The following is a 25,560-nucleotide window of genomic DNA, read 5'->3' as shown; positions in this document are numbered from 1 at the left end:
TGTATTTGTAAATTTTTATAGCAAACCAGAAATAGTCCTAAAAGTACCAAAGACAGTTTTTATGCCTCAGCCGAAGATAGATTCTGCTGTAATAAAACTCACTATAAATAAAGAATTACCAGAAGTAGATAAGGAAAAGTTTTTTAAAATTGTAAAGGCTGCTTTTTCTAAGAGGAGAAAAACCATATTAAATTCACTATCTACCTATGGATTCAATATTGAAAAAGGAACTATAAAAGAAGTCTTAGAAAGCTTGGATATTAACTTGAATACAAGAGCAGAAAACTTATCAGTGGAAGATTTTATAAAGATTAGTAAAACATTGCCCCCATTAGACATATAATTAAATAAAGTGTAAAAAGGGGGTAGTTTTATGTCATTGGCATATACCAGAAAGTTTATAATACTAAAGAAAGAATTTTCTACCATGGCAGGAAGAAGTCCAAAGGGACATTGCAAACTAGAGATAAGAGGACTTAAGGGGATAGTTACAGTGAACATTGAGAATGCAGAAGTAGATAACTTTTATAATGTTCTATTTATCTCTGATGATAAGGCAAATTCAAGTTGGGAATTAGGTAAAATATTTACAGATGATTTAGGAAGGGGAAAAGGTGAATATTCTTTTATTCAGAGGGAATTAGAAAGTAAAAGCTTCCCAATAGACAGGATAACTGGTATTTTAATAGTGAGAGAAAATCAAGTTTGTTTAGGAGGTTATCTAAGTAAGGAAGATGGAAGTATTGAAAAATACATAAAGTCTATGCCGTTTAACTTAGAGATGGAATCTAAATCTAAACCTGAGCCTGAGCCAATACCAGAAATACTAGAGTTAGATGAAATAGAAGAGGTAGTACAAGAAGAACCAGAAACAACTGAAATTAAAGAAATAGAGAAATTAGAAGAAACTCAAGAATCCATGGAAGCAGAAGTAGTAGGAGAAATTCAAGAAATGGAGGCAGTGGAGCAGCAAATAAACATAGAGCATATAAATGAACCAACATATGATATACCAGTACAAGAATCAATGTCTGGAGTATCAGCATATAACCCAATATATGACATACCAGCTACGGAGCCTATGTTACAAGAACAAGAAATTGAAGTAAAGAAATATGAAGAAGAAGCGACAGAGGAAATAATAGAAGTAAATATTGAAGAAATTATTGAAGAAAAAATGAGTAATGAGATTGAACTTGAAGACTTAGATGAAGAGTCTATGGAGCCAGATTATAAAACTTTAGATTATATAAGGAAATTAAATCAAAAAAATCAAACTACTAATTATGTATTAAGTATTTTAAGATTTTTTCCATATATTGAGCCTTTTACACATAATCTACAAGGATATAACTGGTGGCTTGTAGAATTAGATAAAGAAAATGAATATAGGGCTTTTCTTCCATATTTTTCATATATAGTTGGAGGAAATAATAAAGAGCATTATAATAGTAATATGGCTACTTGTAATCAGCTAATGAGTAAATATGGACATTACTTATTTGGTTTATACAATGAAGGGGAAACAGTTAAATATTTTGTATATGGAGTACCAGGTAATTTTACTATAAGTGAACATCCATATAGAGGAACTAATGGTTTTAATACTTGGTATCAAGGCAAAAATATAGAAGGATACTGGATTCTATATATAGACCCGATGACTGGAAGACCTGTAGAACCTGTAATCCCAATGATTCCAGTAAACTAGTGAGAGATAAGGGGAGGTAAAACAATGAGAGAAACAGAAGAAAAATTAGTATGTATAGGACATTTATCAGATGAGAAAACCATTGAAGATTTAAAAATAAGTTTAAATTTTGGAGAAGAAATCTACCTTTTGTCCAATATATTCAAGGCGTTGTCAGACCCCACTAGACTTAAGATAATCTATGTATTATCTAAATCGTCTTTATGTGTATGTGATATAGCTAATATACTTGAAATGAGCCAATCAGCAATATCCCATCAGCTTAGAATATTAAGGGACTTGAAATTGGTGAAGTTCAAAAAAGAAGGTAAGCTGGTTATATATTCATTAGATGATGAACACGTATTGGGATTATTTGAACAAGGATTAGATCATGTTAAACATAAATAAATCCCACAGAAAACCTGTGGGGTTATTTTTGCTTTCTAATACATTCAGAGCATACAATATCAGATGCTTCAGCAACCTTTGCCAATACAGATATTCTTCTTTGACGCTCTAACAAAAAAGCCTTTTTAGTTGCTTCTGTTGTATCATATTTTAAATAAGCAGTTGGAAGATTATTTAAAGCAATAGACTTAATATCGTGTTCACATTTTTTGTCATCACAGATTTTATAGCTGTTTTTCATTTCACGAAAGATTTCATCAACTAAAACTTCCATATAATTTTTTATCACAATTATCATCCTTAAAAATTAGTTTACACAAAAATTATTATATTATTTATAAATATTATTGTCAAACCCATTATAATTATCATAGCTAAGTTCTATATTATGATTATTAAAACAAACTATGGGTAAAATATTATCGTAAAAGATATTGACTTATATACCCCTGTGGGGTATAATCTAAATTAGTAATATATTAAAGGAGGAATTAAAATGTCTAATGTAATAGTTTATACAAGCAGTACTTGCCCATACTGTGTTTCTGCTAAGGATTATTTAAAAGAAAAAGGTATATCTTATACTGAAAAAAATGTTCAAACAGATAAGGAAGCCAGAAAAGAATTAATGGCTATGGGGCATATGGGAGTGCCAGTATTAGTTATTGATGGGGAAGAGATAGTTGGGTTCGATAAAGAAAAAATAGACAATTTATTAGCAGAATAGTTTGGAAAAGGAAGAGCCTATATGGCTCTTCCTTTTGATTATGCATTCAATGCAGCCATTAATTTATCTAAATCTAAGCCATGTACCATAGCAGCTTCTTCTAAACTTTCCATTTGACTTGATGGACAACCTACACAACCCATGCCAAATCTCATAAGAACTTCTACTGCTTCTGGTTTTTTTCTAATTAGTTCACCAATCAACATATCTTTAGTAATTTCCATGTTTTTCAACCTCCTTTTTAATTCTTACTATTATAGTAGCATATCTTTTATCTGCTTTCTAGCATAATTTATCATTTCACAAAATATAAAAATTATTTAATATTTTTTTGTATAAAAAAAATATTATTGGAGATTACTATATCAGGAGGTGAAATCATGGATAATGATAATAGAAATAGGGAACAAAATAAAGGCAGAGATGATGATTTCAACATAGGAGAAATGCTTATAAGAATTTTGGTAACAGCAATAGTCGTTGCTATAGCAGCATACTTTACTCCAGGATTTACAATAGATGGTATATGGAGTCTATTGTTAGCATCTGTAGTAATAGGAGTATTAGACCATTTAGTACAAAGATTTACTGGTATTAACGCTTCTCCATTTGGAAGAGGAATAACAGGATTTCTAGTTGCTGCAATTATTCTTTATGTTACCAAATTTATAGTTCCTGGCTTCAATATATCTATATGGGGAGCTATAATAGGTGCTCTAATAATAGGTATAGTAGACGCTATAATACCAGGGAGAGCAATGTAAGATAATTGACAATTAAAACACTAAGAAAAAATAATAAACAATAAACAAAAGATTAAATAATTAAGATTAGTAAAACTGGAATTCTTTTCTATCTTTGTGTTAGACTTATAATCACTATGAAGGTAGAGGGGAGTTTCGGTTTTTATTTTTTGATTATAAAGCTTAAAATTAGGGTAATCTATACTAACATATATATTTATAGAAAAAGTTAATAAATAGTTGTTTACAAATACCCTATGAGGGTATATAATGTATACAGAGAGAATAATTAGGGAGGTAATTAAATGATTATAGATTTAACTACAAAAGCTACCGAAGAGTTAACAAAAGTAGTTGAGAGTAAAAATACTGAAAAGCCTTTAAGAATTTTTATTGCAGGCTATGGTTGAGGTGGTCCATCATTTGGATTGGCTCTGGATGAGCGTAAAGAAGGCGATGTAGAAACTAGAGTAAATGATTTTACATTCGTATTGGAAGAAGGATTAGAAGAAAGCTTTGGGAAATTCACAGTGGATTACAGTGATAACTGGTTAAGAAGAGGATTCACAGTAATCCCTGATAGAGCTGCTGGAGGATGTTAGTTAGTTAATAGTGAATAGTTTTAGATAAAAAAGATAGGATTTTCCTATCTTTTTTATTTTGGAGAATATGAAAACTATGGTATAATAGAACCAGTGAAAAACTAAAAGTGAGCAGTGAATGGTTTAAGTAAGGTTTTTTGGTATTTAAGATTAATTATTAGTTATTCACTATTAGCTAAACAAAGGAAGGGTTGGTGATGAAAATGGATTCGGGTCCTGTGCCCAGTTGTATTAAAAATCAAATTTTTAAAATAATAATGAGAGAACCATTTTTATCACAAAACATGGTTCTCTAAATTGGAGGGAGAACATGGATGAAAGAAAACTTTTAGAATTAATTCAAGAAAAAAGGTATATAGAAATCAAAAAAGAACTATCAGAAATGAATGAAGTAGACGTAGCAGAACTTTTAGATCCATTAGATGCACATATGACATTGTTAATATTTAGGATGTTGCCAAAGGATTTGGCAGTAGAAGTATTTGCACATTTTTCTACTGAACAGCAGCTAGGCATTATAAATTCTGTAACAGATAAAGAATTAGAATATATCATGGATGAATTGTTTTTCGATGACATGATAGATTTAATAGAAGAGATGCCAGCAAATATTGTTAAGAAGGTGCTCAAGGCTACTAAAGAAGATGAAAGAAAATTAATAAATCAATTTTTAAAATATCCTGCAGATTCTGCTGGCAGCATAATGACCATAGAATATGTAGATTTAAGAAAAGGAATTACAGTAAAGGAAGCATTGGCACATATAAAAGAAACTGGATTAAATAAAGAAACAGTTTATACCTGTTATGTGACAGATGGGAAAAGAACCTTGGAAGGATTTGTTTCCCTAAGAACATTGGTCACATCTGATGAAGAATTACTTATAGATGATATAATGGAAGATGAAGTAATTCGTGTAAATACTCATGATGACCAAGAAAGCGTTGCAAATGTATTTAGAAAATATGGTTTTTTAGCATTGCCAGTTGTAGATAATGAAAATAGACTTACAGGAATTATCACTGTGGATGATATTATGGATATTATGGAACAGGAAGCAACGGAAGACTTTCAAATAATGGCTGCTATGTCCCCAACTGAGGAAGCATATTTAGGTACAGGGGTATTTACTCTAGCAAGACATAGACTACCTTGGCTATTGATACTTATGGTTTCAGCCACATTTACTGGTAGGATAATGGGTAAGTTTGAAAATGTATTGGCTTCTGTAGTTCTACTTAGCACATTTATACCTATGCTTATGGATACAGGAGGAAATTCAGGAAGCCAATCCTCAACTTTAATAATAAGAGGATTAGCTACTGGTGAAATAACTACTCATGATTGGTGGAAGGTATTATGGAAGGAATTAAGAATAAGTCTTATAGTGGGAATAGTTCTTTCAGCTGTAAATTTTATAAGACTTATAGTGATTGAGAAGACTCCGCTATCAATAGCTATTACAGTTTCTCTAACCTTAATAGTAACTGTCATGACATCAAAGGTTGTCGGTGGTATTTTACCTTTGGTTGCTAAAAAGCTAAAATTAGACCCGGCTATTATGGCAGGTCCATTGATTACAACCATAGTAGATGCTCTAAGTTTGATAGTATATTTTGGTATAGCCACAGCGTTGTTGGGACTATAATAATTGGAAATTGACAATAAAAAGATTAAAACAAATTGAGTCAGGGAAACCTGACTCTTATTATTTTTTGAATATTGTACAAGGGGTGAAGAATAGGATAGTAACAATTGACGATTTTTATCAAGGGGTGATAGAGTGCTCAATATTATATGGGCAGGTTTAATTATTATTGGGTTTGGAGTTGGAGTTTTTACTGGCAATTTAGATAGTGTTACAAATGCAGCTATAAACAATGCTAAATCGGCAGTAGAACTTGCTATGGGGCTTATAGGTGTTATGGCATTATGGTTAGGGATAATGAAAATAGCAGAGGACTCTGGGCTTATAAGATGTATATCTAAAATATTAAAGCCAATCATGGTAATTTTATTTCCAGATGTACCTGGAGAACATCCTGCTATGGGAGCAATGATAATGAATATCTCAGCTAATATACTAGGTTTAGGCAATGCAGCTACTCCATTCGGATTAAGAGCTATGGAAGAATTGCAAAGATTAAATAAACATAAGGATACTGCAACTAATGCCATGGTTACTTTTCTTGCTATAAACACTTCATCAGTAACTTTAATACCAGCTTCAACTATTGCCATATTATCAGCAGCAGGTGGAACTAATCCTACAGAAATAATAGGACCAACTATAATAGCAACTACTATATCTACAACTGTAGCCATAATTGCAGCAAGGATGTTACAAAGGCTTCCTAAATATGAAGTAAAAAAATTAATAAAAAGATAGGGAGGAATTATTAAATGCTCCTTACAATAATGCAAATATTGTCTAAGCTAGCAATTCCTTTTATGTTAGTTGGCATTATATCCTATGGAATGAGTAAAAATATTAATGTATATGAATCCTTTATAGAAGGAGCAGCAGATGGGTTCTCTACTGCCATAAGAATAATACCTTCATTTGTAGCTATGCTTGTAGCAATTGGAGTTTTCAGGGAATCAGGAGCCATGGATCTTCTGATCAAGGTATTTACACCTATTATAAAAATTTTTAATATACCAGGAGAATTAGTCCCTATGATATTTATGCGACCTTTGTCAGGATCAGGTGCTCAAGGAATATTAAGTGAGCTAGCCACAAATTATGGGGCAGAATCATTATTAGCTCGAACATCGGCAGTAATGATGGGCTCCAGTGAAACCACATTCTATGTATTAGCAGTATATTTTGGCTCCATATCCATAAAGAAACAAAGGCATGCATTAGCAGCTGGACTAATAGCAGATTTAGCAGGGTTGATTTCAGCAGTTTATATAACGAGATTATTTTTTAATTGACAACTTACAATTGATAATTAAAAAGACCAAGAATTTTCTTCGGGAAAATCCTTGGTCTTGTGTTTTAAATATAAAAATATTATAAACCTTTTAATATTGTCAATTGCCAACTATCAATTGTTGCAATAGGAGAGTTGCTCCTTGTGTCAAGTTATACCACATATTTTTCCAACTCTTTACTAAACTCCATACTGACCTTTTTAAACTCATATATACTTTCAGTCATTTTTCTTATTTCTTCTGTATAGGAGTGGACATTAGCAGAAACTTCTTGGGAAGAAGCAGAATTTTCTTCTGCAATAGCCGCTAAGGATTCTATTCCTTGAGATATAGAATTTATATTATTAGTTTCATTTGTAAGTTCAGTTGTTAATTCAATAATTAATTCTGATACTTGGGCTATAGAATTTACAGAATTACTATTTTCTTCTGCTACAGAATTTAATTTAACATTTTCTTTTTCAAGAATATTAAATTGGTCAGATATATCAAAAACAAAGCCATCAATATCTTTAATAAAAGATTCTAGATTATCATTAATAGTTTTAACAGCTTCCTTAGAACCTTCAGCAAGTTTTCTAATTTCCATTGCAACAACTGTAAAACCTCTGCCATATTCTCCAGCTCGTGAAGCTTCTATACTTGCATTTAAAGCTAATAAATTAGTTTGTTCAGCAATTTTTTCTACGGTTTCAACTATATTACGAACTTCAGTTGCTCTATTTTGTAAATCTTGACCTTTAGATTGTACTTGAGAAAACTGTAATAGTACATGATTCAAGCTGTCAGATGTAGACTTTAAATCTTCAAATCCTTGGTTTATTTGGGCAACGGCTGATTCTAATTCTTCCTTACCTGCATTTTCCTTTTCAACTACTTCATTTAAAGAAACAATGGAGTCATTTAACTTATATGCTACTTGCTCAGTTTCATCTGCTTGATTTATAGCACCACCAGCCACCTGCTCTACTACATTGGATATTTCATTTGAAGTAAAGCTCATATTACTGGAAATTTCAGCAAACTTATCAGCAAAAACATTTAATTCATCAGTAGTTCCCTTATATCCTACAAAATCCGTTTTTATAGATTCTTTTAAATTCTTTATCTTGCTGTTAATATCCTCAAAGAAATCATTGGTATCTATATCTACTACCATGGATAAATCTTTATCTGCAATCTCATCTAAAGAATTATAAATAAATTTAAGAGGTTTAAATAATCCTTTGCCAATTAGAAATGGGACAATTGCTGAAAGAATTAAAGTTCCAAAAAAGGCAGTAGATGAAGATGCAAATTTAGATAACAAAGCTCCAGGAAGACCTACTAATAAAAGGGAAGCTACAGCGATTTTTCCCTCAATATTCTTTATAAATCCAAAGGATAATAATTTGTTAAATCTAAATTTCCTTTGATAATAAATTTCTTCAGTGAAAGTAATAGCAATTTTTGTAAAATTTTCTGTCTTCTCTAAAGTTTCAACTATAATATCCTCTTTAAAATATTTTGCAGCACCCTCTAGCATACCATGAAAATAAGGAAACATTCCTCTAGAAGAAGAGTAGGTCATATGAGCTGTATGTTTATCTATTGGTTTTATTCCTAGAATAGGCGGCTTTGCGCCTGGAATTCTCTTTGTAACTACTACATGGATATCATACATAGCTTGAAGAAAAGAGTATAAATTCTTATATCTGAAAAATGCAGGATAAACTTTAGTGTAGGTAATTACGTTATGATTACCCATAGTCCTCCATACTTCATCAGAATCCTTTCCCAATTTCTGGGCAATATAATCTAAAATCCCTCTCGCTGCTTTATCATCAATATCTTCTGTTGGCGTAAATATTTTATTAGGACTAATATTAAAATTCTCTAAAGCTTCATTTGTTATAGTTTCGCCATATAATTCTCTACAAGTTTGAACCCATGCGGAAACAATAGTACCTTTCACGATTACTTCCTCCTCGTTTTACAATTATATATATTATACCACAAGGGCTGTCAAAAATCCCAAAAATTTACTAGTTCATTTTGATATAAACTAACTATGAACAAAAATTAACAAAAATAAATTTAAAATACAATTGACAAATAAATCCATTAATAGTATAATAATTAATTTGTTTGACAATATGGAACTTTTGTGATATACTTCATACATAAGTGACACTTCTTCTGCCCTCGACTGTGGGGAGCAACTAATGGAAGGTGGTTTGCTATATTGGAAAAGGATATATTGATCAGAATTCGTAAAGACATCGAAAGGTGTATTGGCAAAAATGTAATACTTCGAGCAAATAAAGGTAGAAAAAAGACTGTAGTTCGAGAAGGAATATTGGAAGCGGCGTACCCTAATTTATTTATTGTAAGAATTAGTAACGAATATGATAGCAGTAGAAAGGTATCATATACCTATACAGATGTATTGACGGGAACCGTTGAAGTAACTGTTTGCTCACAAACTCAACCTAGGGTAAAAATATCTTAAAAAATAACTGTACAATCATTGTACAGTTATTTTTATGTCTTTATTCATTATTTATGATATTTATGCATATATATCTTCATAGGATGTTATAGGAAATAATTAGGGGGGATATTATGTCTGTTGAGTTAATAAAAGATGTTTTGCGGATTGAAGAACTAAGAGGAAAAGAAAATATCCAAGCCTTGGTAGAAGCAGAAATTTATTTAAATCCATCTAAAGCAGATTTGAATAAGGTACTTTGGACAGATGGCATGGTGGAAATACTTAGCACCAAGGTAATAATGGATAGAATAGTAGTATCAGGAGTAGTAAAATTTAAAGTTGTCTATAAATCAAAGGAAGAAGAAAATAATATTTATACAATGGATTCTAATGCAGATTTTAGAGAAGAAATAGAAATACCAGGAATAACAGAAAACATGTCGGCAACTATAAGCTCTAATATTGAATATATAGAAGAAGAAATATTAGATGAAAGAAAACTATCCCTAAAGGCATTAGTTAGCTTAGAAGGAAAAGTGGAAGAAGTAAATAATATAGAAATAATCAAGGATATTAATGAAAAAAACAACCTTCAGATATTAAAAGAAACTATTAAATATAAGGAAATCTATGGTAGAGAAACATCCTATGCCATAGTAAAAGAAACTTTTGAAATAGGAGAAGAAAATCCAGCTGTAGAAGAAATACTAAAAATGTCAATCCAAGCTTATGAAAATGAAGCTACAGTAGCAGACGATAGGATAATAGTATCTGGAATGGTAAACGCCAGAATTATATATTATGGAGAAAACAGAATAGATACAGTTGAAGAAGAAATACCTTTCAACCATTTTCTAGAAATTCCAGGTGCAATATCTGAATCACAAGAAGAACTTATTATTGAAGTAGTAGAGGGAAACTATGAATTATTAGAAAATGAGATGGGTGAGCTTAAGACTTTATCCTTAGAGGTAAAACTTAGAATATCAGGTATAGCTTTCGCAGAAAATCAAAAAGCTCTAATAGTAGATGCATACTCAACTAAGGAAAGAGTTAATATAGAAAGAGAAGAAATTAATTTAATTGAAAATATAAAAAGTACAATTTATAAGGAGAATATAGTTAAAGATTTAGCTCAATATAAAATAAAAGAGATTTATAATATAACAGGCTCTCCAAGCATTATAGATACTAGAATTCAAGACAATGAACTAATAGTGGAAGGAATTCTTTCTTTAAAAGGAATTTATTTAGATGATATAACTGAAGAAATCAGTACAATTAGAGAAGAAATTCCATATAAATATTATTTACCTTTAGAAGAAAAGGTTATAGCGCCATTAATAGATATAAGTCTAAATTTGGAGACAATAAAAGTAGATGCCTCTAAGGATGCCTTTATTGTAGAGGCAACTATTAAACATAAGGTTAAAATCAATAGAAATAGAATATTATCAGTAATAAATTTAATAGAGGAAACAGGAGATATAATAGATAAGAGAAATCGCCCTAGTATAACTATTTATATAGTCCAGAGAGATGACATATTATGGAATATAGCAAAAAGATATAATACAACAGTAGAGGAGATATTGCAGGGAAATGAAAGTTTAAACCCAAATAATATAATGCCGGGAGAAAAAATAATAATTGAAAAAACAGTAGATATATCTTTTTAAACGAAGCTTTATCATACCTTAGGAACTATGATATAATAGAAAAGGTAAATTTTCACAAGGGAGAAATTTAAATGAAAGAGATTATAATAAATTCCTATGGTAAAATTAATTTAGGACTAGATGTTTTATATAAGAGGGAAGACGGTTATCACGAGATAAATACTATAATGCAGCAAATTAGTCTTAATGATATATTGATTATAAGAGAAACAAACGAAGATATAGAAATAGAATGTAATAACAAATATGTTCCCATAGACTCTACAAATTTGGTGTATCATGCATGGAAAAAACTGCAGGAAAAGACGGGAATAAATAGAGGAATTAAAGTAAATATATATAAAAGAATTCCTGTGGCAGCAGGGCTTGCAGGAGGCAGTGCAAATGCAGCAGCAGTTTTAAAGGGATTGAATGAGTTTTGGGGGCTAAGATTAAGTGAAGAAGAATTAATGGAAATAGGTGTCGAAATTGGTGCAGATGTACCCTATTGTATTATGGGGGGAACAGCATTTGCAGAAGGAATAGGAGAAAAGTTGACAAAAGTTAAGCCTTTTAAAGATAAAGACGTATTACTCATTAATCCAGGTATAGGTATTTCAACTGCTGAAGTGTATAAAAATCTTAGACTAAATAAACAATCACATATTGATATAAAAAGAATAATGTCTTTTATAGAAGAGGATGACATAAAATCTGTGGCCAATAGTATAACTAATATAATGGAAGAAGTAGTTATAGAAAGAACACCTATTATATCTGAAATTAAGAGGGATATGCTAAAATATGGAGCATTAGGCTCTTTAATGAGTGGTAGCGGACCAACAGTTTTTGGATTATTTGAGGATTTAGATAAACTTGAATTTTGTAAGAAAAACTTAGAAGCAAAATATAATAAAGGCATAATTCTTATTGTAAAGACAATTTAATAAAGTGTATATATTACCCATCTTTTGCAAACTATATTAGTTACAGGAGGTGGGATTTTTGTTTTCTAAAATACATAGAATATTGAGAGAACTGACTGATTATTATACTATTTTAATGATAATTGCTATAGGAATATTTACTTTATTAATTGATGGTAAAAGGTATAGACAAAAAGGATATATGAGAGAATTGAGAATGGTAAAAATTATATCTTATTCATACATAACCATAGGTGGACTATTATATGTATTGCTATTATTAATATAGGGGTGTAATGATGAAAACTATACTGCTTAAAGACTTAGAAAAAAATGAAGAAATATTTAGAAGTTTATTTGCTGACTGTGATGATGTTGTTTTTAGAAGAATAGAGGTAGGAGATGTTTACAAAGTAAAGCTCACTTTAATATATATAGATGGATTAGTAAGCAAGGAATATATTGCAGAACACGGAATTTTTTCATTATTTATAGAAGAAGAAATAAAATCTTTTTCTCTACAAGGGTTCAAGACTCCATTAATAGATATAATCTCAAAGGAGATATTATCTACTATAGATATAAAAGAAGAATTTCATGTAGATAATATAGTGAAGTCCATACTTTCTGGTGATACCATAATATTAATTGATAAAATTGATAAATGCTTAATATTTGATTCAAAAGGCTGGCCAGCTAGAGGAGTTGAAGAACCACAGACAGAAACCTTAGTTAGAGGACCAAGGGATGGATTTGTGGAATCTGTAAAGGCAAACATGACATTAGTAAGAAGAAGAATAAAGGATACTAATTTGAAAATTAAGATGCATACAGTTGGTAGAAGGTCTCAAACAAGTGTTGCAGTAATGTATATAGAAGATATCGCTGATAAATCTTTAATTGAAGATGTTAATGAAAGACTAAAATCAGTAGATATAGATGCTATACTGGATAGTTCCATGTTGGAAAATTTAATAGAAGATAATTATCTTTCAGCATTTCCACAAATAGAAAATACAGAAAGACCTGATTCAGTAGCAGCAGCATTATATGAAGGGCGTGCAGCCATTATAGTGGACAATTCACCCTTCGTATTAATAGTACCTGCTACTATTGGAACATTATTGCAATCAACAGAAGATTATTATACACGATGGCAAGAAACACAAGGAGTAAGGTTTTTAAGATTATTAGCAGTATTTTTAGCAGTCCTATCTCCTGCCCTTTATATATCTATTATTTCCTATCATCCAGGATTATTACCTACAAAATTAACCTATTATCTAGCAGCAAGTAGAATTAATGTACCTTTTCCAGCAGTTGTAGAAACACTTTTAATGGAAGTTACAATAGAGCTAATAAGAGAGTCAGGTACGAGGATTTCTGGACCAATAGGTACAACAGTAGGAATAGTTGGGGGACTTATAATTGGGCAGGCAGCAGTGGAGGCTGGAATAGTAAGTGCTATTTTAATAATCATAGTAGCTAGCACTACTATAGCTTCCTTTGCTATACCTAGTTATGAGTTTGCAGCAGGATTAAGAGTTTGGAGATTTATCTTTATTATCTTAGCTTCTATACTAGGTCTATATGGAGTAATGCTAGGAGTTATACTATTAGGAACTCATTTAATTAAATTAGATAGTTTTGGAGTACCTTTCACATCACCTTATTCAGGTTTAGGAGTAGGTTCCGGTGAGTTAAAAGATACTTTATTCAAGGCACCAATTCAGTACCTAAAAGAAAGACCTACATTTACACATCCGAGGAATAAGAGAAGAATGGGGAGAAGCTGGAAAGATGCAAAAAAATAATAAAATATCAAATAAACAGATAAGAGCATTGGTAGTTTCAGCAATTGTAGGAACGGGAATTCTATCTCTTCCAAATAGAATTTCATTGATACTAGGAAATGATGGATGGATAGCTATAATTCTTTCAGGTATATTAGTAATAGGAATTACAATAATTATGAATAAATTATTCTATCTTTATCCAGATAAAGATTTCTTTGAAATAGGTAGAATGGTTTTAGGCAAATGGATATTTAATATTTTTCTTATTTTTTTTCTAATTTATTTAATAATGAGTATGGCAGCTATTTCTAGAAATATTGCTGAGATTCTAAAGGCGTTTCTTCTAGAAAACACACCAACGGAAATAATAATAATTTCCTTTATACTTGTAACTACCTATATCTCTAGATCTGAAATTCAAGTAATTGGAAGAGCGGCATATCATATATATCCAGTAGTGCTAGGGTTTGTAATAATATTAATACTTATATCTCTAACAAGTGTAGACTTTACAAATATGCTTCCACTGTTTCAATCAAATATTAAGGATATGCCAAAGGGTATAAGTCTAAGCTTTTTCAGTTATACTGGATTTGAAATATTATTATTCTCAATACCCTTTGCAGAAAGAAAGAAAGAAATCATGAAATCTAGTCTTATAGGAGTTGGGATCGTAATAGTCATATATGTAATAGTATTTGTACTCTCTCTATCTCAATATGGATTACAGAGCTTACAAAGGCAAAGCTTTCCTATACTATCCCTTATAAAAGAAATAGACTTACCAGGGTATTTTATTGAGAATATTGATGGACTTATGGTAGCTATATGGGTAATAGTTATTTTTGGAACTATGGCTCCATTTTATTATTCAGCTGGAAAAATTCTTTCAAATTTATTTAATACAAAAGAACATGGATTATTTATACTACCACTTACACCATTAATATATATAATATCCTTGATACCAGAAAATATAGTTGAATTAAGTAAACAAATAAGAAAGTTTATAAATTACTTTGGATTTGTGTCCATAGTTTTCCTGCCTATTATAATCTACTCTATAGGATTATTTAAATCTAGGGGGTCAAATAGATGAAAAAAAGGTTTCTATTGATGATTATTATCATATCACTTATACTGGCTACAGGATGTTGGGGAATGATAGAAATAAATCAACGAATATTTCCATATTCAATAGGAGTAGACTTAAACGATGGTGAAGGAGATAAATATATAATAACTATATCTTATCCCAATATAAATGCAATAGGTAAAAATGCAACTCAAAAAGATAGAATACATATAGTATCAACTGTAGCATCATCTGTTTTTGAGGGGATAGAGCAACTATCTACAAGGCTGCCCTATGAAATTTATTTTAAACATCTAAAAGTAGTGGTATTCGGACAGGAATTAGCAAAGGATGAATGTGCAATTCGAGAAATCTTAGATGGAGTGAGCAGAGATTTTATTATAAACAAAAAAGTTAGATTACTAATAGCAGAAGGAAAAGCTATGGATTTGCTTCTATTTATACCAAAAGCTAAAAGACAAGAGTTAATAGAAGGTACATTGGTTAGTATGCTTAAAGAAAATAAAGGAACATCTAGATTTATACCTCAAAGTTTAACCCAGTTTATAAAAGATACTGATATAGGTGGAGTGGGACTTATGCCTAGAGCTTCAATTCATGAAGAAGATATAAAGATATTTGGTGGGGCAATATTTAAAAATTATATGCATATAGGAGATATAGATGAAGTGCAGAATAGAGCTATATCATTGATGCGAGGAAAATTAAAAAGAGATTTAATAGATGCAATATATAATGGAGTTACAGTTTCATATTCAATTGATGGTTCAAAGATAAAAAGGCATTTACTAAGAGAAGATGGAAATATAAAAATTAGAATAAGTATTGAAACTGAAGGAAATTTACAAGAGTATATAATGCGAGAGAAACCCATGGTGAATGATATGGAAATAATAAATAAAATGGAAAAAGCAATAAGTGAAGTATTAGAAAATGAAATAAACAGTACATTGAAGGTATTACAAAAAGAATATAAAGCTGATGCCATAGAAATTGGGGAATATTTATATAAATACCATCCAAAAGTATGGAAAGAGGTAGAAAAGGATTGGGATGAAATATTTTCCCAAATTGATATAGATGTAATAATAGATACTAAAATAAGAAGAAGAGGATTGGTTCAATAAGATTAATAACTTCACTTTTTGGTGCCAGGCACCAAAAAGTGAAGTTATTGAAAAAGATATTGACATGATAATAGGACTATAATATAATGGAAAATACTGACTGACCGTTCGGTCGATAAAATTTTAATTGATTTGGGGGGGACACTATAGTGCATAAAAGGTTCAATACAAAAATTATATTAGTTTTCATTCTAGTAGGGATGTTAAGTTTGGCATCTGGATGTAATAAATCTTTAAAATCTAGTGAGACAGTTGAAGATGAGAATTATATACCAGTTGAAGTAGAAAAGACCAATATCCAAACCATAGCAAATAATCTTAAATTTAATGGTAAGATACTAGCAAATGAAGAAATAGCAGTTTTACCAAAAGTTTCTGGGATAGTTTCCAGTGTAAATGTTAAACTAGGTGATGTAGTAAAAGAAGGAAGTGTACTATTTGTAGTAGAGCAAGATACTTTTTTAAAGAATCTCCAACAGGCTAGTAATGCCATTGAAATAGCAAATAATGGAGTTTTACAATCAGAAAGCAGTTTGAAAATTGCAAAAGCTAACTATGAATTAAATAAAGAAAGAATAGAAAATGCTAAGTTAAATTTAGAAAGAAATAAAGAACTTTATGAAGAGGGTATTATACCTAAAAGTCAATTAGAGCAGGCAGAGCTATCTGCTAGTGATATGAATTTAGAGGCAGCAAAAGGTCAGCTAGAACAAGCAGAAACATTGTATCAGCAAGCTCTAAGCCAATTAAAACAAGCACAGATATCCTATGAACAAATGGAAGATAATTTCAATAATACAGTTGTGAAAGCACCAATGGATGGAGTTGTATCCGCATTAAATGTAAAGGAAGGTCAAATTATTAGTAATGGACAAATGGCAGCTACCATTGTTGATATGGACAAGGTTTATATGGAAATAAACGTAGTAGAAGATGTAGTAAATAGATTAAGCATAGATCAAAAAGTAGATTTAAGTATTCCAGCAGCCTTTGATGAAGATATATCTAGTACCATTAGCTATATTAGCCCAACAGCTGATATTGGGAGCAATCTTTATTCTGTAAAAGTATATATAGACAATTCCGATAAGAAAATAAGACCAGGGATGAATGGAAAGATAAAGTTAAACTTAGATAAGATAGATTCGGTTATAGCAATTAAAAGCAATGCTGTTTTGGATAAGAAAGATGAGAAGATAGTATTTGTAGTAGAAAATGATCAAGCAGTTGAAAGATCTGTTATATTAGGATTAGATACAGGAGATTATGTTGAAATTAAGGAAGGACTTAAAACAGATGAAGAGGTTATTATAAAAGGGCAGCATTATGTAGAAAATGGACGAAAAGTGAAAGTAGTAAGGGGTGAATAATATTGAATTTATCAAGTTTTGCTGTTAAAAGACCCGTTACTATAACAATGATGGTTTTGGTAGTTGTTATCTTTGGAGCAATCTCATTGGCAGGACTACCAATTGACCTTTATCCAGAAATAGAAATACCTGTGGCAATTGTTTCTACATCCTATTCAGGAGCTGGTCCTCAGGAAATAGAGAATTTAATTACCAAGCGAATTGAAGGGGCAATTGCTACAGTGGGCAATATAGATACAATTAATTCAATTTCTTCCCAGGGAAGCTCTATTGTAATTGCTCAGTTTAATACTGGTACAAATATGGATTTTGCCACATTAGAAATGAGAGAGAAAGTAGACTTAGTTAAGGGAGCTTTACCAGATGATGCTACACAACCTATGGTAATTAAAATAGACCCAAATTCCATGCCTATTGTACAAATAGCTTTATCTACCAATGGAAGCCTATCAAGTTTACAGTCATTGGCAGAAGATAGCTTTAAACAAAGATTTGAAAGATTAGAAGGAGTAGCTTCCGTTGATATTGGGGGAGGATTTACAGATGAAATTGAGGTATCTGTTGATATAGCTAGATTATCAAGATATGGATTAAGCATAAATCAATTAAATCAACTGCTTAGTGCAGCCAACACTAATCTTCCCGGAGGAGTTGTAGAAAATGGTGAACAGGATCTTACCATAAGAGTAATAGGAGAGTTTAATTCTATTGATGAAATCAGAGATATGCCTATTACCCTTAATACTGGTTCTATAATTACTCTTAAGGATATAGCTAAAGTAGAATTAAAAAACAAAGATATTACTGGAATATCTAGAACTAATGGAGAAGACAGTATAAATATTTCCATAAAAAAACAATCAGGTAAAAATACAGTACAAGTGGCAGATTTAGTAAGTAGAGAAGTGGAAAAACTAAAGAAAGATTATCCAGATATTAAAATTAATATAGTAATAGATAACTCTACTATTATAAAGGATTCCATTAATAATGTTATAGATAATGTTATTGTAGGTTCTATATTTGCCATTGCGGTTTTATATATTTTCCTAAAGAATATAAGATCCACTTTGATAGTAGGAGTATCTATACCTATTTCATTAATCGCTTCATTTATCTTATTATATTTTAATAAGATTACATTAAATATGATGACCTTAGGCGGATTAGCATTAGCAGTAGGTATGTTAGTAGATAGTGCCATTGTAGTGCTGGAAAATATTTATAGATATAGAGCAGAAGGATATTCTAAAAAAGAAGCTGCCATAAAAGGAGCTAAAGAGGTTGGCTTATCAATTACAGCCTCCACTCTTACAACCATAGCAGTATTCCTCCCAATAGTATTTGTAGATGGAATGGTTGGTATTTTATTTAAAGATTTTGCCATGACAGTTACCCTGTCACTTACAGCTTCTTTAGTAGTAGCTTTAACCTTTATTCCTATGTTATCCTCTAAGATTTTAACAATTGATGAGGATACTGAAGGGAAGAAGAAAAGATTAGATTTTATTTATAAGGCATTTGATAATTTATTTAAAAAAATAGAAAATAAATATAAGTCCTTATTAGAATTAGGACTTAAACGCAGAAAGACTACCATCGCTATTTCAGTAATAGTTTTTGTTCTAAGTGTAGTAAGTTTAGCAGGTGTAGGAATGGAATTTTTTCCTGTGACAGATGAGGGAAGTATGACAATAAATATAAGTTTACCTTTAGGCTCAAATATTCATCAAGTAGATGAAATAACGAAAATTGCAGAAGAAAAAATTGCAGAAATACCTGAGATAGATGTAATTTTTGCCAATGTAACTTCAGGGGGCTTTGGAAGTCATAGCATTAATAATGGAAATAGCGGCTCTATTTCTATAAATTTAGTTAAATTAAGTGAAAGAAAGAGAAGCACAAAGGAAGTTGCAGAGGAAGTAAGAAAAATCATAAAAGATATACCAGGAGCTGAAATCACAGTAACAGAATCTTCAAATATGGGAATGGCTGGTTCTTCTGCTCCAGTTAGTATAAGTATAAAAGGTGATGAATTAGAGATTCTTGAAAAAATATCTAATGATTTCAAAGATATAATTGAATCCGTAGAAGGAACTCGAGATGTAAAAACAAGTTTAAGTGATGCAGTACCAGAAGTAGAAATTCAGGTAAACAAGGAAAATGCAGCAATATACGGATTGACTACTTCTCAAATAGCTTCTGCTATTAGGGGAGGGGCATCTGGAACTATAGTTGCTAAATATAAAGATGAGGGAGACGAACTGGATATAGTAGTAAGGGCAACAGAGGATATTACAGAGAGTTTATCTAATCTTGGACAATTGGATATTACCACTCCAAGTGGAATTAATATACCTATATCTCAAGTGGCAGATATATCCATAGTAAAAGGCCCTATCCAAATAAATCGTGAAGACCAAGAAAGAGTAGTTACAGTTACCAGTCAAATAACTGGCAGAGATTTGAGAAGTATTAGTTTAGATATAGAAAAGGAGTTAAAGAATTATGAATTTCCATCAGGATATAGCTATAAAATAGGTGGAGAAAATGAGCAGATGATTGATGCCTTTAAGCAGCTTTTATTAGCGTTAGTTCTCGCTATAATTCTAATCTATATGGTAATGGCAGCACAATTTGAATCCTTAATTAATCCATTTATCATTATGTTTACTATACCATTGGCATTTGGTGGAGGACTCTTAGGTCTTTTCATTACAAGAAAATCCTTTGGTGTAACAGCCTTTATAGGTATTATCATGTTAGCAGGCATTGTAGTTAATAATGGTATTGTATTAATCGATTATATAAATATCTTGCGTCAAGAAGGAAAAGAAAGGTTTGAAGCCATTATCACTGCGGGGCCTATTAGGTTAAGACCTATATTGATGACAACCTTGACAACAATTTTAGGTCTTGTACCTTTAGCTCTAGGAATAGGCGAGGGAGCAGAAATGCAAGCACCAATGGCAGTAGTAGTTATAAGTGGATTGACTTTATCTACGGTTTTAACATTAGTATTTGTTCCAGTCTTATATACAGTATTTGATGATATCTCTATTAAAATGAAATCAAGAATAAAAAGACTAAGGAAAAGTAACTCTAATGTATAAAAAGAGGTGAGAACTTGAGTGAATTAAAAGAGAAGAGAAGAGCTGAAATTATTGAAGCATCAATGAAAGTATTTAGTGAATGTGGGTTTTATCGTGGAAAAGTTGAAGATATTGCCAAAGAAGCAGGAATTGGAAAAGGTACAGTTTATGAATACTTTGGCAGTAAAAAAGAGATATTTCAAGAAATGTTAATGTATATGATGGAAGCATATATTGAAGGAGCAAAAGAAACGGTTTTAAGAGAAGAAGGTATAAGAAATAGGCTAATAGCAATACTTGACTACCATTCAAGATTCATTGATATACATGCTCATTTAATAGAGAGAACTTTTTTTCATTTTGAAAATATTTTAAAAGAAGTTAAACAATATATTCAAGAAATGAATAAACAAATATTTGATTTTACTTTACAAATCATTACAGAAGGAATTGAAACTGGTGAACTAGGTAATATAGACAATAAAACCGCTACTATTATATTTCTAGGACTTATGAATAGCAGTCATCTAAAAACAGTAATTGCCAATGATGGCTCCTTAGATAATATAGGAAATGAAGATATTGTAGATATGATACTTAGAGGATTAGGTAAATAATTAAAAAATGCTACAGTTTTTACTGTAGCATTTTTATGTATAAAAATAATAATATAGGCAAAACTATTATTAGTAGGACAAGTATAAAGAGGAGGAGAGAAAATGAAATATAAAAAATTAGTACTGATATTATCCATATTTATTTTTAGTTTTGTCTATATTATCTGTCCATCTATAGAAAGAAAAGTAAAGAATAGTTTTGAAGATGAAATCATTAGATTCCATATAAGAGCTAATAGTGACAAAGAAGAAGACCAAGCACTAAAGCTTAAAATAAGAGATGAAATATTAAAGGAAATGAAAGAAAAATTCAAATACACTAGAACATTAGAAGAAAGTCGAGAAGTAATAAGGGCAAATATGAAAGAAATGAAAGATATAACAGAAAGAGTAATCCAAAAAGAAGGAAAAGACTATAATGTAGCCATAACTTTAGATCAAGATAATTTTCCTACAAGAAAATATGGAAACTTAGTATTGCCATCAGGAGAATATGAAACATTACTCATTACATTAGGAGAAGGAAAGGGACAAAATTGGTGGTGTATAATGTTTCCGCCACTTTGTTTCGTAGATATTACTCACTCAGTCGCTTATAATGTAGAAAAAGAATTAGATACAAAAATAGAAGAGCCGCAATTAAAACTAAAATGGAAAACTGCCGAACTTATAAAAAACATAAAAATAAAAAGTAAAAAAGTAAAAAAGTAAAATAACTTCCATTTTTGGTGCCAGGCACCAAAAATGGAAGTTATTTTTTATGTATAAAATTTGGGAAATTACTAAAAATAAGAAAAAGCTATCATTAAGATGAAAGGAGTAAATAATCTTGAAAAAATTCATTATAATTACAACTGCTTTAAGTATTGTGTTTCTATCAATATTTTTATTTTATGAGCCAACAGCAGAAAGGTATAGTTCATCTTTTAGTCCAAGAACCCTTTATTGGGGGGTACAAGGGCAAGATGTAAGGACGGTACAAGATAAGCTGCTTAGATGGAGATATTATGATGGGGAAGTAGATGGGGTTTATGGAGCAAGAACCTATAGGGCAGTGAGAAAGTTTCAAGCTAAAAATGGTTTGAATGTTGATGGTATAGTAGGACCATCAACGGCTAATGCACTAGGTATGGCAACGACTAGTGTAGCTGCCTCCACACAAGGAGTAAACAGAAAGGCTGATGAATATTTATTAGCAAGAGCTATACATGGAGAAGCTAGGGGGGAACCCTATGTAGGTAAAGTAGCTGTAGCAGCTGTTATACTTAATAGAACTAAAAGTCCATCCTTTCCAAATACTGTAGCAGGGGTAATATACCAGCCCTTGGCATTTACAGCAGTTGCCGATGGACAAATAAACCTAACACCTAATAAGGATTCTATAAAAGCCGCAAGAGATGCCTTAAATGGCTGGGATCCTAGTTATGGATGTTTATACTATTGGAATCCAGCTACAGCAACATCCAAATGGATATGGTCAAGGAAAGTAATACTAAAAATCGGTAAACACTGGTTTGGATTATAGGAGGTAAATATGAAAAATAGACGTAATTTTATTGCCCCAACTATACTTAGTGTTTTACTCATCTTAGCCCTTGTTTGGGGATATAATCAATATCAAATAAAAAAGCATCACGAGATAGCTTTGGAAAATCATTATCAAAGATTATTTTTCGATGTAAAAAAACATGTAGAAAATGTTCAGGTAAATTTATCTAAAGCAATGCTGGCAAGTTCAAAAGAGCAGAATATAGTATTGTTTTCTCAGATTATGAATGAGGCATTTTTTGCAAAGGATAAACTAGCACAAATGCCAGTAACTCACGCAGAATCTGCAAAGACAGAAAAGTTTTTAACACAGGCGGCAGACTATTCCGCTTATTTAATACAAAGGCATCTTCAAGGAGAGGAAGTAACAAAAGAACAGAGGGAAGCCTTAAACGGACTTCAAGCTAATTCTGCTAAATTTAATGCTGAGTTATCAAAATTACATGAAAGTTTGATGGAATCAAACTTTGCAGTGGGAGCATTAAGTAATAAACAGGTTAAGCGAGTGCAGAAAGGTAATGAAAGCGTGTTTCAAACATCTTTAGTAACTCTAGATAAGCAAATGGCTAAAACCCCTGAATTGATATATGATGGCCCATTTTCAGACCAAATTATTAATAAAAAACCTGTAGGACTTTCTCGTGAACAAGTATCACAGGAGCAAGCCAAAAATATAGCTCAGGATTTTTTTGGAAGAGATAGGGTAAAAGGAGTAAAGGCATTTGAAGAAGGTGAGCATATAAATGAAGTAAAGCTACCAGCTTATACATTCCTTTTATATCCTGAAAATCAGCAAAAAGACTTATCTGTATATATGGGGGTTTCTAGGCAGGGTGGCAAGGTGGTTTGGATGGCAAACCCAAGACCAGTTTCTAATGTAAAATTATCAATAAAAAATGCAGAAGAAAAAGCATTGAAATACTTAAAGGATAAAGGCTTTGAAAACATGGAGCCCAATTATTCATTAAAATATGATGGAACAATATTATTTAATTTTGCATATAAAGAAAATAATGTAACAATATATCCAGATTTAATTAAAGTAAAAGTAGCATTGGATACGGGAGAAATAGTGGGATTTGATGCTTCTGCCTATTATATGAACCATCAAGCTAGAAATATAGATACTCCACATATAGATGAGAATGAGGCAAGAGCTAAAGTTAAAGTGAATTTCAATATAGACTCTATTCGTTTAGCTCTAATACCAAAGGGAAAAAATGAAGTTTTATGCTATGAATTCAAGGGAAAATACAATGATTCAGATTTCATCATTTATATCAATGCTTTAAACGGAAGAGAAGAGCAAATATTACAAATAATAAAAGATGAAAATGGAACATTAACGTTTTAAATTAGAAGAAACAAGGACTCATCACTAAGATGAGTTTTTGTTTTGTAATTATATTTGAAATTTTTTCAAATGACTTGCATATTAATAGTATAGACTGCTATAATGATAACATAGATAATATACAATATACAAAACTTAGGAGGGATTACATGAAAAAGATATCGGTATTATCATTAGTATTAGCATTAGCAATATCCGTCACAGGTTGTTTTGGTGGGGAGTCGAAATTATATAGCTCTTTAAACAAAATGCAAAATATAACTTCAATGGAATCAGATATGGAAATAGGATTTAATCTTGAGGGAGAAGGATTTTCAGAGGATGAGCAATTAATTTTGCAGCAAGCAGCTAGTTCGGTAAATAGTACAAAGCTTAAAATGCATATAAAACAATTACAAAACAAAGAAAAAACAGCATCTAAAGCAGAAGTAGTTACTAATATGAATCTTGGCGGCATAGGCATGGATATGAAAGTTTGGGTTGATGCGGATATGTCAACAGCAGAGCCTAAGGTAAAGGAAATAATAGAAATGCCTCAAACAATTATGAGTTCCATGTTTCCAGAGGATGCTGCAAAGAAATATATAGTATATGACTTTGAAAAACTTATGAAAGAATCAAATGAAGAATTAGATTTCAGTGAATTAATGAAATTTAGCAAGGATTTCCAACCAAAAGTAACAGAGTTTATGAAGGAAATCCAAAAAGACTTTAAACCAGGACTTGAAATAGTTAAGCAAAAAGATGCTAAATTAGTAGGCAATGAAAAATTAGACATTTACGAGTTAAAATTAGACGATGCTACTCTAAAAGAACTTGTAAAATATTCAGTAAACTATTCCTTAGATAAGGAAGCAACTATGAATTTTATCAAGGAATATATGAAGGCAGTAATGAATATAGCTAAGGTATCAGAAACAGAAAAAACTGAAGTTAAAGATCAATTAGCAGACTTTGAAAATAAACTACCAGAGTTCAAGACAAAATTCAATGAATTCATGGAAAAATACAAAGATGTTAAGATTTTAGGAGATAAGGGTATAGTAATAGAATATGGTATCAATAAAGATGGATATATAGTTCATGAAACAGGTAATATTGATTTAAGAATTGATTTAGAAAATATTACTAAGGTTGCACAAGCAAATAACAAAGATAAAGAAAAACCAATTCCAGAAATGAAAGGCATAATTAAACTAGGTATAAACTATAATGTAAAGAATAGTAATATCAATAGTAAGGATATAAAAGTAGAGATGCCTAAAGTAGACGAAAAAAATTCAGTAGATTATATGGAAATGATAAAAAAGCAAATGGAAAAAACAAATTAAATGTAAATAAAAATTAGGCACGAAAGTGCCTAATTTTTGGCTAATGCTGCCCAAAATTA

The 25,560-nt window shown here is 30.9% G+C and carries 26 protein-coding genes; 23 read left to right on the top strand and 3 right to left on the bottom strand.

All coding sequences use genetic code 11. The annotated features are described in order from the left end of the window. From RT714_RS00495 to RT714_RS00485, 3 genes are all read left to right on the top strand, one after another. On the top strand, window positions 1-343 hold a 343-nt coding region (locus tag RT714_RS00495), incomplete at its 5' end, for an rRNA adenine N-6-methyltransferase family protein (protein ID WP_313755663.1). 30 nt (window positions 344-373) lie between these two features. Next, window positions 374-1,711: a hypothetical protein gene (locus RT714_RS00490; RefSeq protein WP_313755662.1), complete on the top strand. Its 1,338-nt coding sequence runs from the start codon at window positions 374-376 to the stop codon at window positions 1,709-1,711. Between the two features lie 24 nt (window positions 1,712-1,735). Continuing rightward, window positions 1,736-2,101 (top strand): metalloregulator ArsR/SmtB family transcription factor, encoded by a 366-nt coding sequence (locus RT714_RS00485; RefSeq protein WP_313755661.1) that lies wholly within the window; start codon window positions 1,736-1,738, stop codon window positions 2,099-2,101. Between the two features lie 22 nt (window positions 2,102-2,123). Here the strand turns inward: RT714_RS00485 and RT714_RS00480 are convergent, their stop codons facing one another. Continuing rightward, entirely contained in the window at window positions 2,124-2,390 is a 267-nt protein-coding gene (locus RT714_RS00480; protein WP_313755660.1) for a late competence development ComFB family protein, read from the bottom strand. A gap of 207 nt (window positions 2,391-2,597) precedes the next feature. Here RT714_RS00480 and RT714_RS00475 point away from each other — a divergent pair, with 207 nt between their 5' ends. After that, window positions 2,598-2,828, top strand: a complete 231-nt coding sequence (locus RT714_RS00475) for a glutaredoxin family protein (protein WP_313755659.1) — start codon at window positions 2,598-2,600, stop codon at window positions 2,826-2,828. Between the two features lie 38 nt (window positions 2,829-2,866). Here the strand turns inward: RT714_RS00475 and RT714_RS00470 are convergent, their stop codons facing one another. Next, a complete protein-coding gene (locus tag RT714_RS00470) occupies window positions 2,867-3,052 on the bottom strand; it encodes a DUF1858 domain-containing protein (RefSeq protein ID WP_072976508.1) in 186 nt (61 codons plus the stop codon). 156 nt (window positions 3,053-3,208) lie between these two features. Here RT714_RS00470 and RT714_RS00465 point away from each other — a divergent pair, with 156 nt between their 5' ends. From RT714_RS00465 to RT714_RS00445, 5 genes are all read left to right on the top strand, one after another. Continuing rightward, on the top strand, window positions 3,209-3,592 hold the full coding sequence (locus tag RT714_RS00465; RefSeq protein ID WP_313755658.1) for a phage holin family protein: 384 nt from the start codon (window positions 3,209-3,211) through the stop codon (window positions 3,590-3,592). A gap of 284 nt (window positions 3,593-3,876) precedes the next feature. Continuing rightward, window positions 3,877-4,173, top strand: coding sequence for a HesB-like selenoprotein (locus RT714_RS15890; RefSeq protein WP_332925324.1), 297 nt, complete (start codon window positions 3,877-3,879; stop codon window positions 4,171-4,173). A 310-nt stretch (window positions 4,174-4,483) separates the two neighbouring features. After that, window positions 4,484-5,821 carry a magnesium transporter gene (mgtE, locus tag RT714_RS00455; protein ID WP_313755656.1) on the top strand — a complete coding sequence of 446 codons (1,338 nt, stop codon included), beginning with the start codon at window positions 4,484-4,486 and terminating at the stop codon, window positions 5,819-5,821. A 135-nt stretch (window positions 5,822-5,956) separates the two neighbouring features. Continuing rightward, the gene (locus RT714_RS00450) at window positions 5,957-6,562 is read left to right on the top strand and encodes a nucleoside recognition domain-containing protein (protein WP_313755655.1); all 606 of its coding nucleotides are present in this window, start codon (window positions 5,957-5,959) and stop codon (window positions 6,560-6,562) included. A gap of 14 nt (window positions 6,563-6,576) precedes the next feature. Next, window positions 6,577-7,113: a spore maturation protein gene (locus RT714_RS00445; protein WP_313755654.1), complete on the top strand. Its 537-nt coding sequence runs from the start codon at window positions 6,577-6,579 to the stop codon at window positions 7,111-7,113. Between the two features lie 151 nt (window positions 7,114-7,264). Here the strand turns inward: RT714_RS00445 and RT714_RS00440 are convergent, their stop codons facing one another. Beyond that, window positions 7,265-9,067, bottom strand: a complete 1,803-nt coding sequence (locus tag RT714_RS00440; RefSeq protein WP_313755653.1) for a heme NO-binding domain-containing protein — start codon at window positions 9,065-9,067, stop codon at window positions 7,265-7,267. A 270-nt stretch (window positions 9,068-9,337) separates the two neighbouring features. On the opposite strand from RT714_RS00440, the gene RT714_RS00435 reads away from it, so the two are divergent. From RT714_RS00435 to RT714_RS00370, 14 genes are all read left to right on the top strand, one after another. Beyond that, window positions 9,338-9,604: a Veg family protein gene (locus tag RT714_RS00435; protein WP_399325467.1), complete on the top strand. Its 267-nt coding sequence runs from the start codon at window positions 9,338-9,340 to the stop codon at window positions 9,602-9,604. A 113-nt stretch (window positions 9,605-9,717) separates the two neighbouring features. Next, window positions 9,718-11,265: an SPOCS domain-containing protein gene (locus RT714_RS00430; RefSeq protein ID WP_313755652.1), complete on the top strand. Its 1,548-nt coding sequence runs from the start codon at window positions 9,718-9,720 to the stop codon at window positions 11,263-11,265. A 71-nt stretch (window positions 11,266-11,336) separates the two neighbouring features. Further along, complete coding sequence (gene ispE / locus RT714_RS00425; RefSeq protein WP_313755651.1) at window positions 11,337-12,191, top strand: 4-(cytidine 5'-diphospho)-2-C-methyl-D-erythritol kinase; 855 nt, start codon at window positions 11,337-11,339, stop codon at window positions 12,189-12,191. Window positions 12,192-12,249: 58 nt separating this feature from the next. Further along, window positions 12,250-12,459, top strand: a complete 210-nt coding sequence (locus RT714_RS00420) for a CLC_0170 family protein (RefSeq protein ID WP_313755650.1) — start codon at window positions 12,250-12,252, stop codon at window positions 12,457-12,459. 10 nt (window positions 12,460-12,469) lie between these two features. Further along, window positions 12,470-13,984, top strand: coding sequence for a spore germination protein (locus tag RT714_RS00415; protein ID WP_313755649.1), 1,515 nt, complete (start codon window positions 12,470-12,472; stop codon window positions 13,982-13,984). Then, window positions 13,971-15,065 carry an endospore germination permease gene (locus RT714_RS00410; protein WP_313755648.1) on the top strand — a complete coding sequence of 365 codons (1,095 nt, stop codon included), beginning with the start codon at window positions 13,971-13,973 and terminating at the stop codon, window positions 15,063-15,065. The genes RT714_RS00415 and RT714_RS00410 overlap by 14 nt, the downstream gene beginning before the upstream one ends. Continuing rightward, window positions 15,062-16,189 (top strand): Ger(x)C family spore germination protein, encoded by a 1,128-nt coding sequence (locus RT714_RS00405; protein ID WP_313755647.1) that lies wholly within the window; start codon window positions 15,062-15,064, stop codon window positions 16,187-16,189. The genes RT714_RS00410 and RT714_RS00405 overlap by 4 nt, the downstream gene beginning before the upstream one ends. 149 nt (window positions 16,190-16,338) lie before the next feature. Further along, the gene (locus tag RT714_RS00400) at window positions 16,339-17,559 is read left to right on the top strand and encodes an efflux RND transporter periplasmic adaptor subunit (RefSeq protein WP_313755646.1); all 1,221 of its coding nucleotides are present in this window, start codon (window positions 16,339-16,341) and stop codon (window positions 17,557-17,559) included. Between the two features lie 2 nt (window positions 17,560-17,561). Beyond that, complete coding sequence (locus tag RT714_RS00395; protein WP_313755645.1) at window positions 17,562-20,672, top strand: efflux RND transporter permease subunit; 3,111 nt, start codon at window positions 17,562-17,564, stop codon at window positions 20,670-20,672. A 14-nt stretch (window positions 20,673-20,686) separates the two neighbouring features. Beyond that, window positions 20,687-21,268, top strand: coding sequence for a TetR/AcrR family transcriptional regulator (locus RT714_RS00390; protein WP_313755644.1), 582 nt, complete (start codon window positions 20,687-20,689; stop codon window positions 21,266-21,268). A 102-nt stretch (window positions 21,269-21,370) separates the two neighbouring features. Next, entirely contained in the window at window positions 21,371-21,979 is a 609-nt protein-coding gene (spoIIR, locus tag RT714_RS00385) for a stage II sporulation protein R (RefSeq protein ID WP_313755643.1), read from the top strand. Between the two features lie 118 nt (window positions 21,980-22,097). Continuing rightward, window positions 22,098-22,793, top strand: coding sequence for a spore cortex-lytic enzyme (gene sleB, locus RT714_RS00380; RefSeq protein ID WP_313755642.1), 696 nt, complete (start codon window positions 22,098-22,100; stop codon window positions 22,791-22,793). A gap of 9 nt (window positions 22,794-22,802) precedes the next feature. Then, window positions 22,803-24,170, top strand: a complete 1,368-nt coding sequence (gene ypeB, locus RT714_RS00375; RefSeq protein ID WP_313755641.1) for a germination protein YpeB — start codon at window positions 22,803-22,805, stop codon at window positions 24,168-24,170. 149 nt (window positions 24,171-24,319) lie between these two features. Further along, window positions 24,320-25,501 carry a hypothetical protein gene (locus tag RT714_RS00370; protein ID WP_313755640.1) on the top strand — a complete coding sequence of 394 codons (1,182 nt, stop codon included), beginning with the start codon at window positions 24,320-24,322 and terminating at the stop codon, window positions 25,499-25,501. Window positions 25,502-25,560 lie beyond the last annotated feature (59 nt).

The sequence above is a fragment of the Tissierella sp. genome (genome assembly GCF_032104385.1).
Classification (GTDB): domain Bacteria; phylum Bacillota; class Clostridia; order Tissierellales; family Tissierellaceae; genus Tissierella.
This window is presented reverse-complemented; position numbering and strand designations above follow the sequence as displayed.

What these genes read in the sequence shown, in the direction of transcription:
- RT714_RS00490 (WP_313755662.1), top strand. Translation starts at nt 374, where the DNA reads ATGTCATTGGCATATACCAGAAAGTTTATAATACTAAAGAAAGAATTT.
- RT714_RS00485 (WP_313755661.1), top strand. Translation starts at nt 1,736, where the DNA reads ATGAGAGAAACAGAAGAAAAATTAGTATGTATAGGACATTTATCAGAT.
- RT714_RS00475 (WP_313755659.1), top strand. Translation starts at nt 2,598, where the DNA reads ATGTCTAATGTAATAGTTTATACAAGCAGTACTTGCCCATACTGTGTT.
- RT714_RS00470 (WP_072976508.1), bottom strand. Translation starts at nt 3,052, where the DNA reads ATGGAAATTACTAAAGATATGTTGATTGGTGAACTAATTAGAAAAAAA.
- RT714_RS00465 (WP_313755658.1), top strand. Translation starts at nt 3,209, where the DNA reads ATGGATAATGATAATAGAAATAGGGAACAAAATAAAGGCAGAGATGAT.
- mgtE (WP_313755656.1), top strand. Translation starts at nt 4,484, where the DNA reads ATGGATGAAAGAAAACTTTTAGAATTAATTCAAGAAAAAAGGTATATA.
- RT714_RS00445 (WP_313755654.1), top strand. Translation starts at nt 6,577, where the DNA reads ATGCTCCTTACAATAATGCAAATATTGTCTAAGCTAGCAATTCCTTTT.
- RT714_RS00430 (WP_313755652.1), top strand. Translation starts at nt 9,718, where the DNA reads ATGTCTGTTGAGTTAATAAAAGATGTTTTGCGGATTGAAGAACTAAGA.
- ispE (WP_313755651.1), top strand. Translation starts at nt 11,337, where the DNA reads ATGAAAGAGATTATAATAAATTCCTATGGTAAAATTAATTTAGGACTA.
- RT714_RS00415 (WP_313755649.1), top strand. Translation starts at nt 12,470, where the DNA reads ATGAAAACTATACTGCTTAAAGACTTAGAAAAAAATGAAGAAATATTT.
- RT714_RS00410 (WP_313755648.1), top strand. Translation starts at nt 13,971, where the DNA reads ATGCAAAAAAATAATAAAATATCAAATAAACAGATAAGAGCATTGGTA.
- RT714_RS00405 (WP_313755647.1), top strand. Translation starts at nt 15,062, where the DNA reads ATGAAAAAAAGGTTTCTATTGATGATTATTATCATATCACTTATACTG.
- spoIIR (WP_313755643.1), top strand. Translation starts at nt 21,371, where the DNA reads ATGAAATATAAAAAATTAGTACTGATATTATCCATATTTATTTTTAGT.
- ypeB (WP_313755641.1), top strand. Translation starts at nt 22,803, where the DNA reads ATGAAAAATAGACGTAATTTTATTGCCCCAACTATACTTAGTGTTTTA.
- RT714_RS00370 (WP_313755640.1), top strand. Translation starts at nt 24,320, where the DNA reads ATGAAAAAGATATCGGTATTATCATTAGTATTAGCATTAGCAATATCC.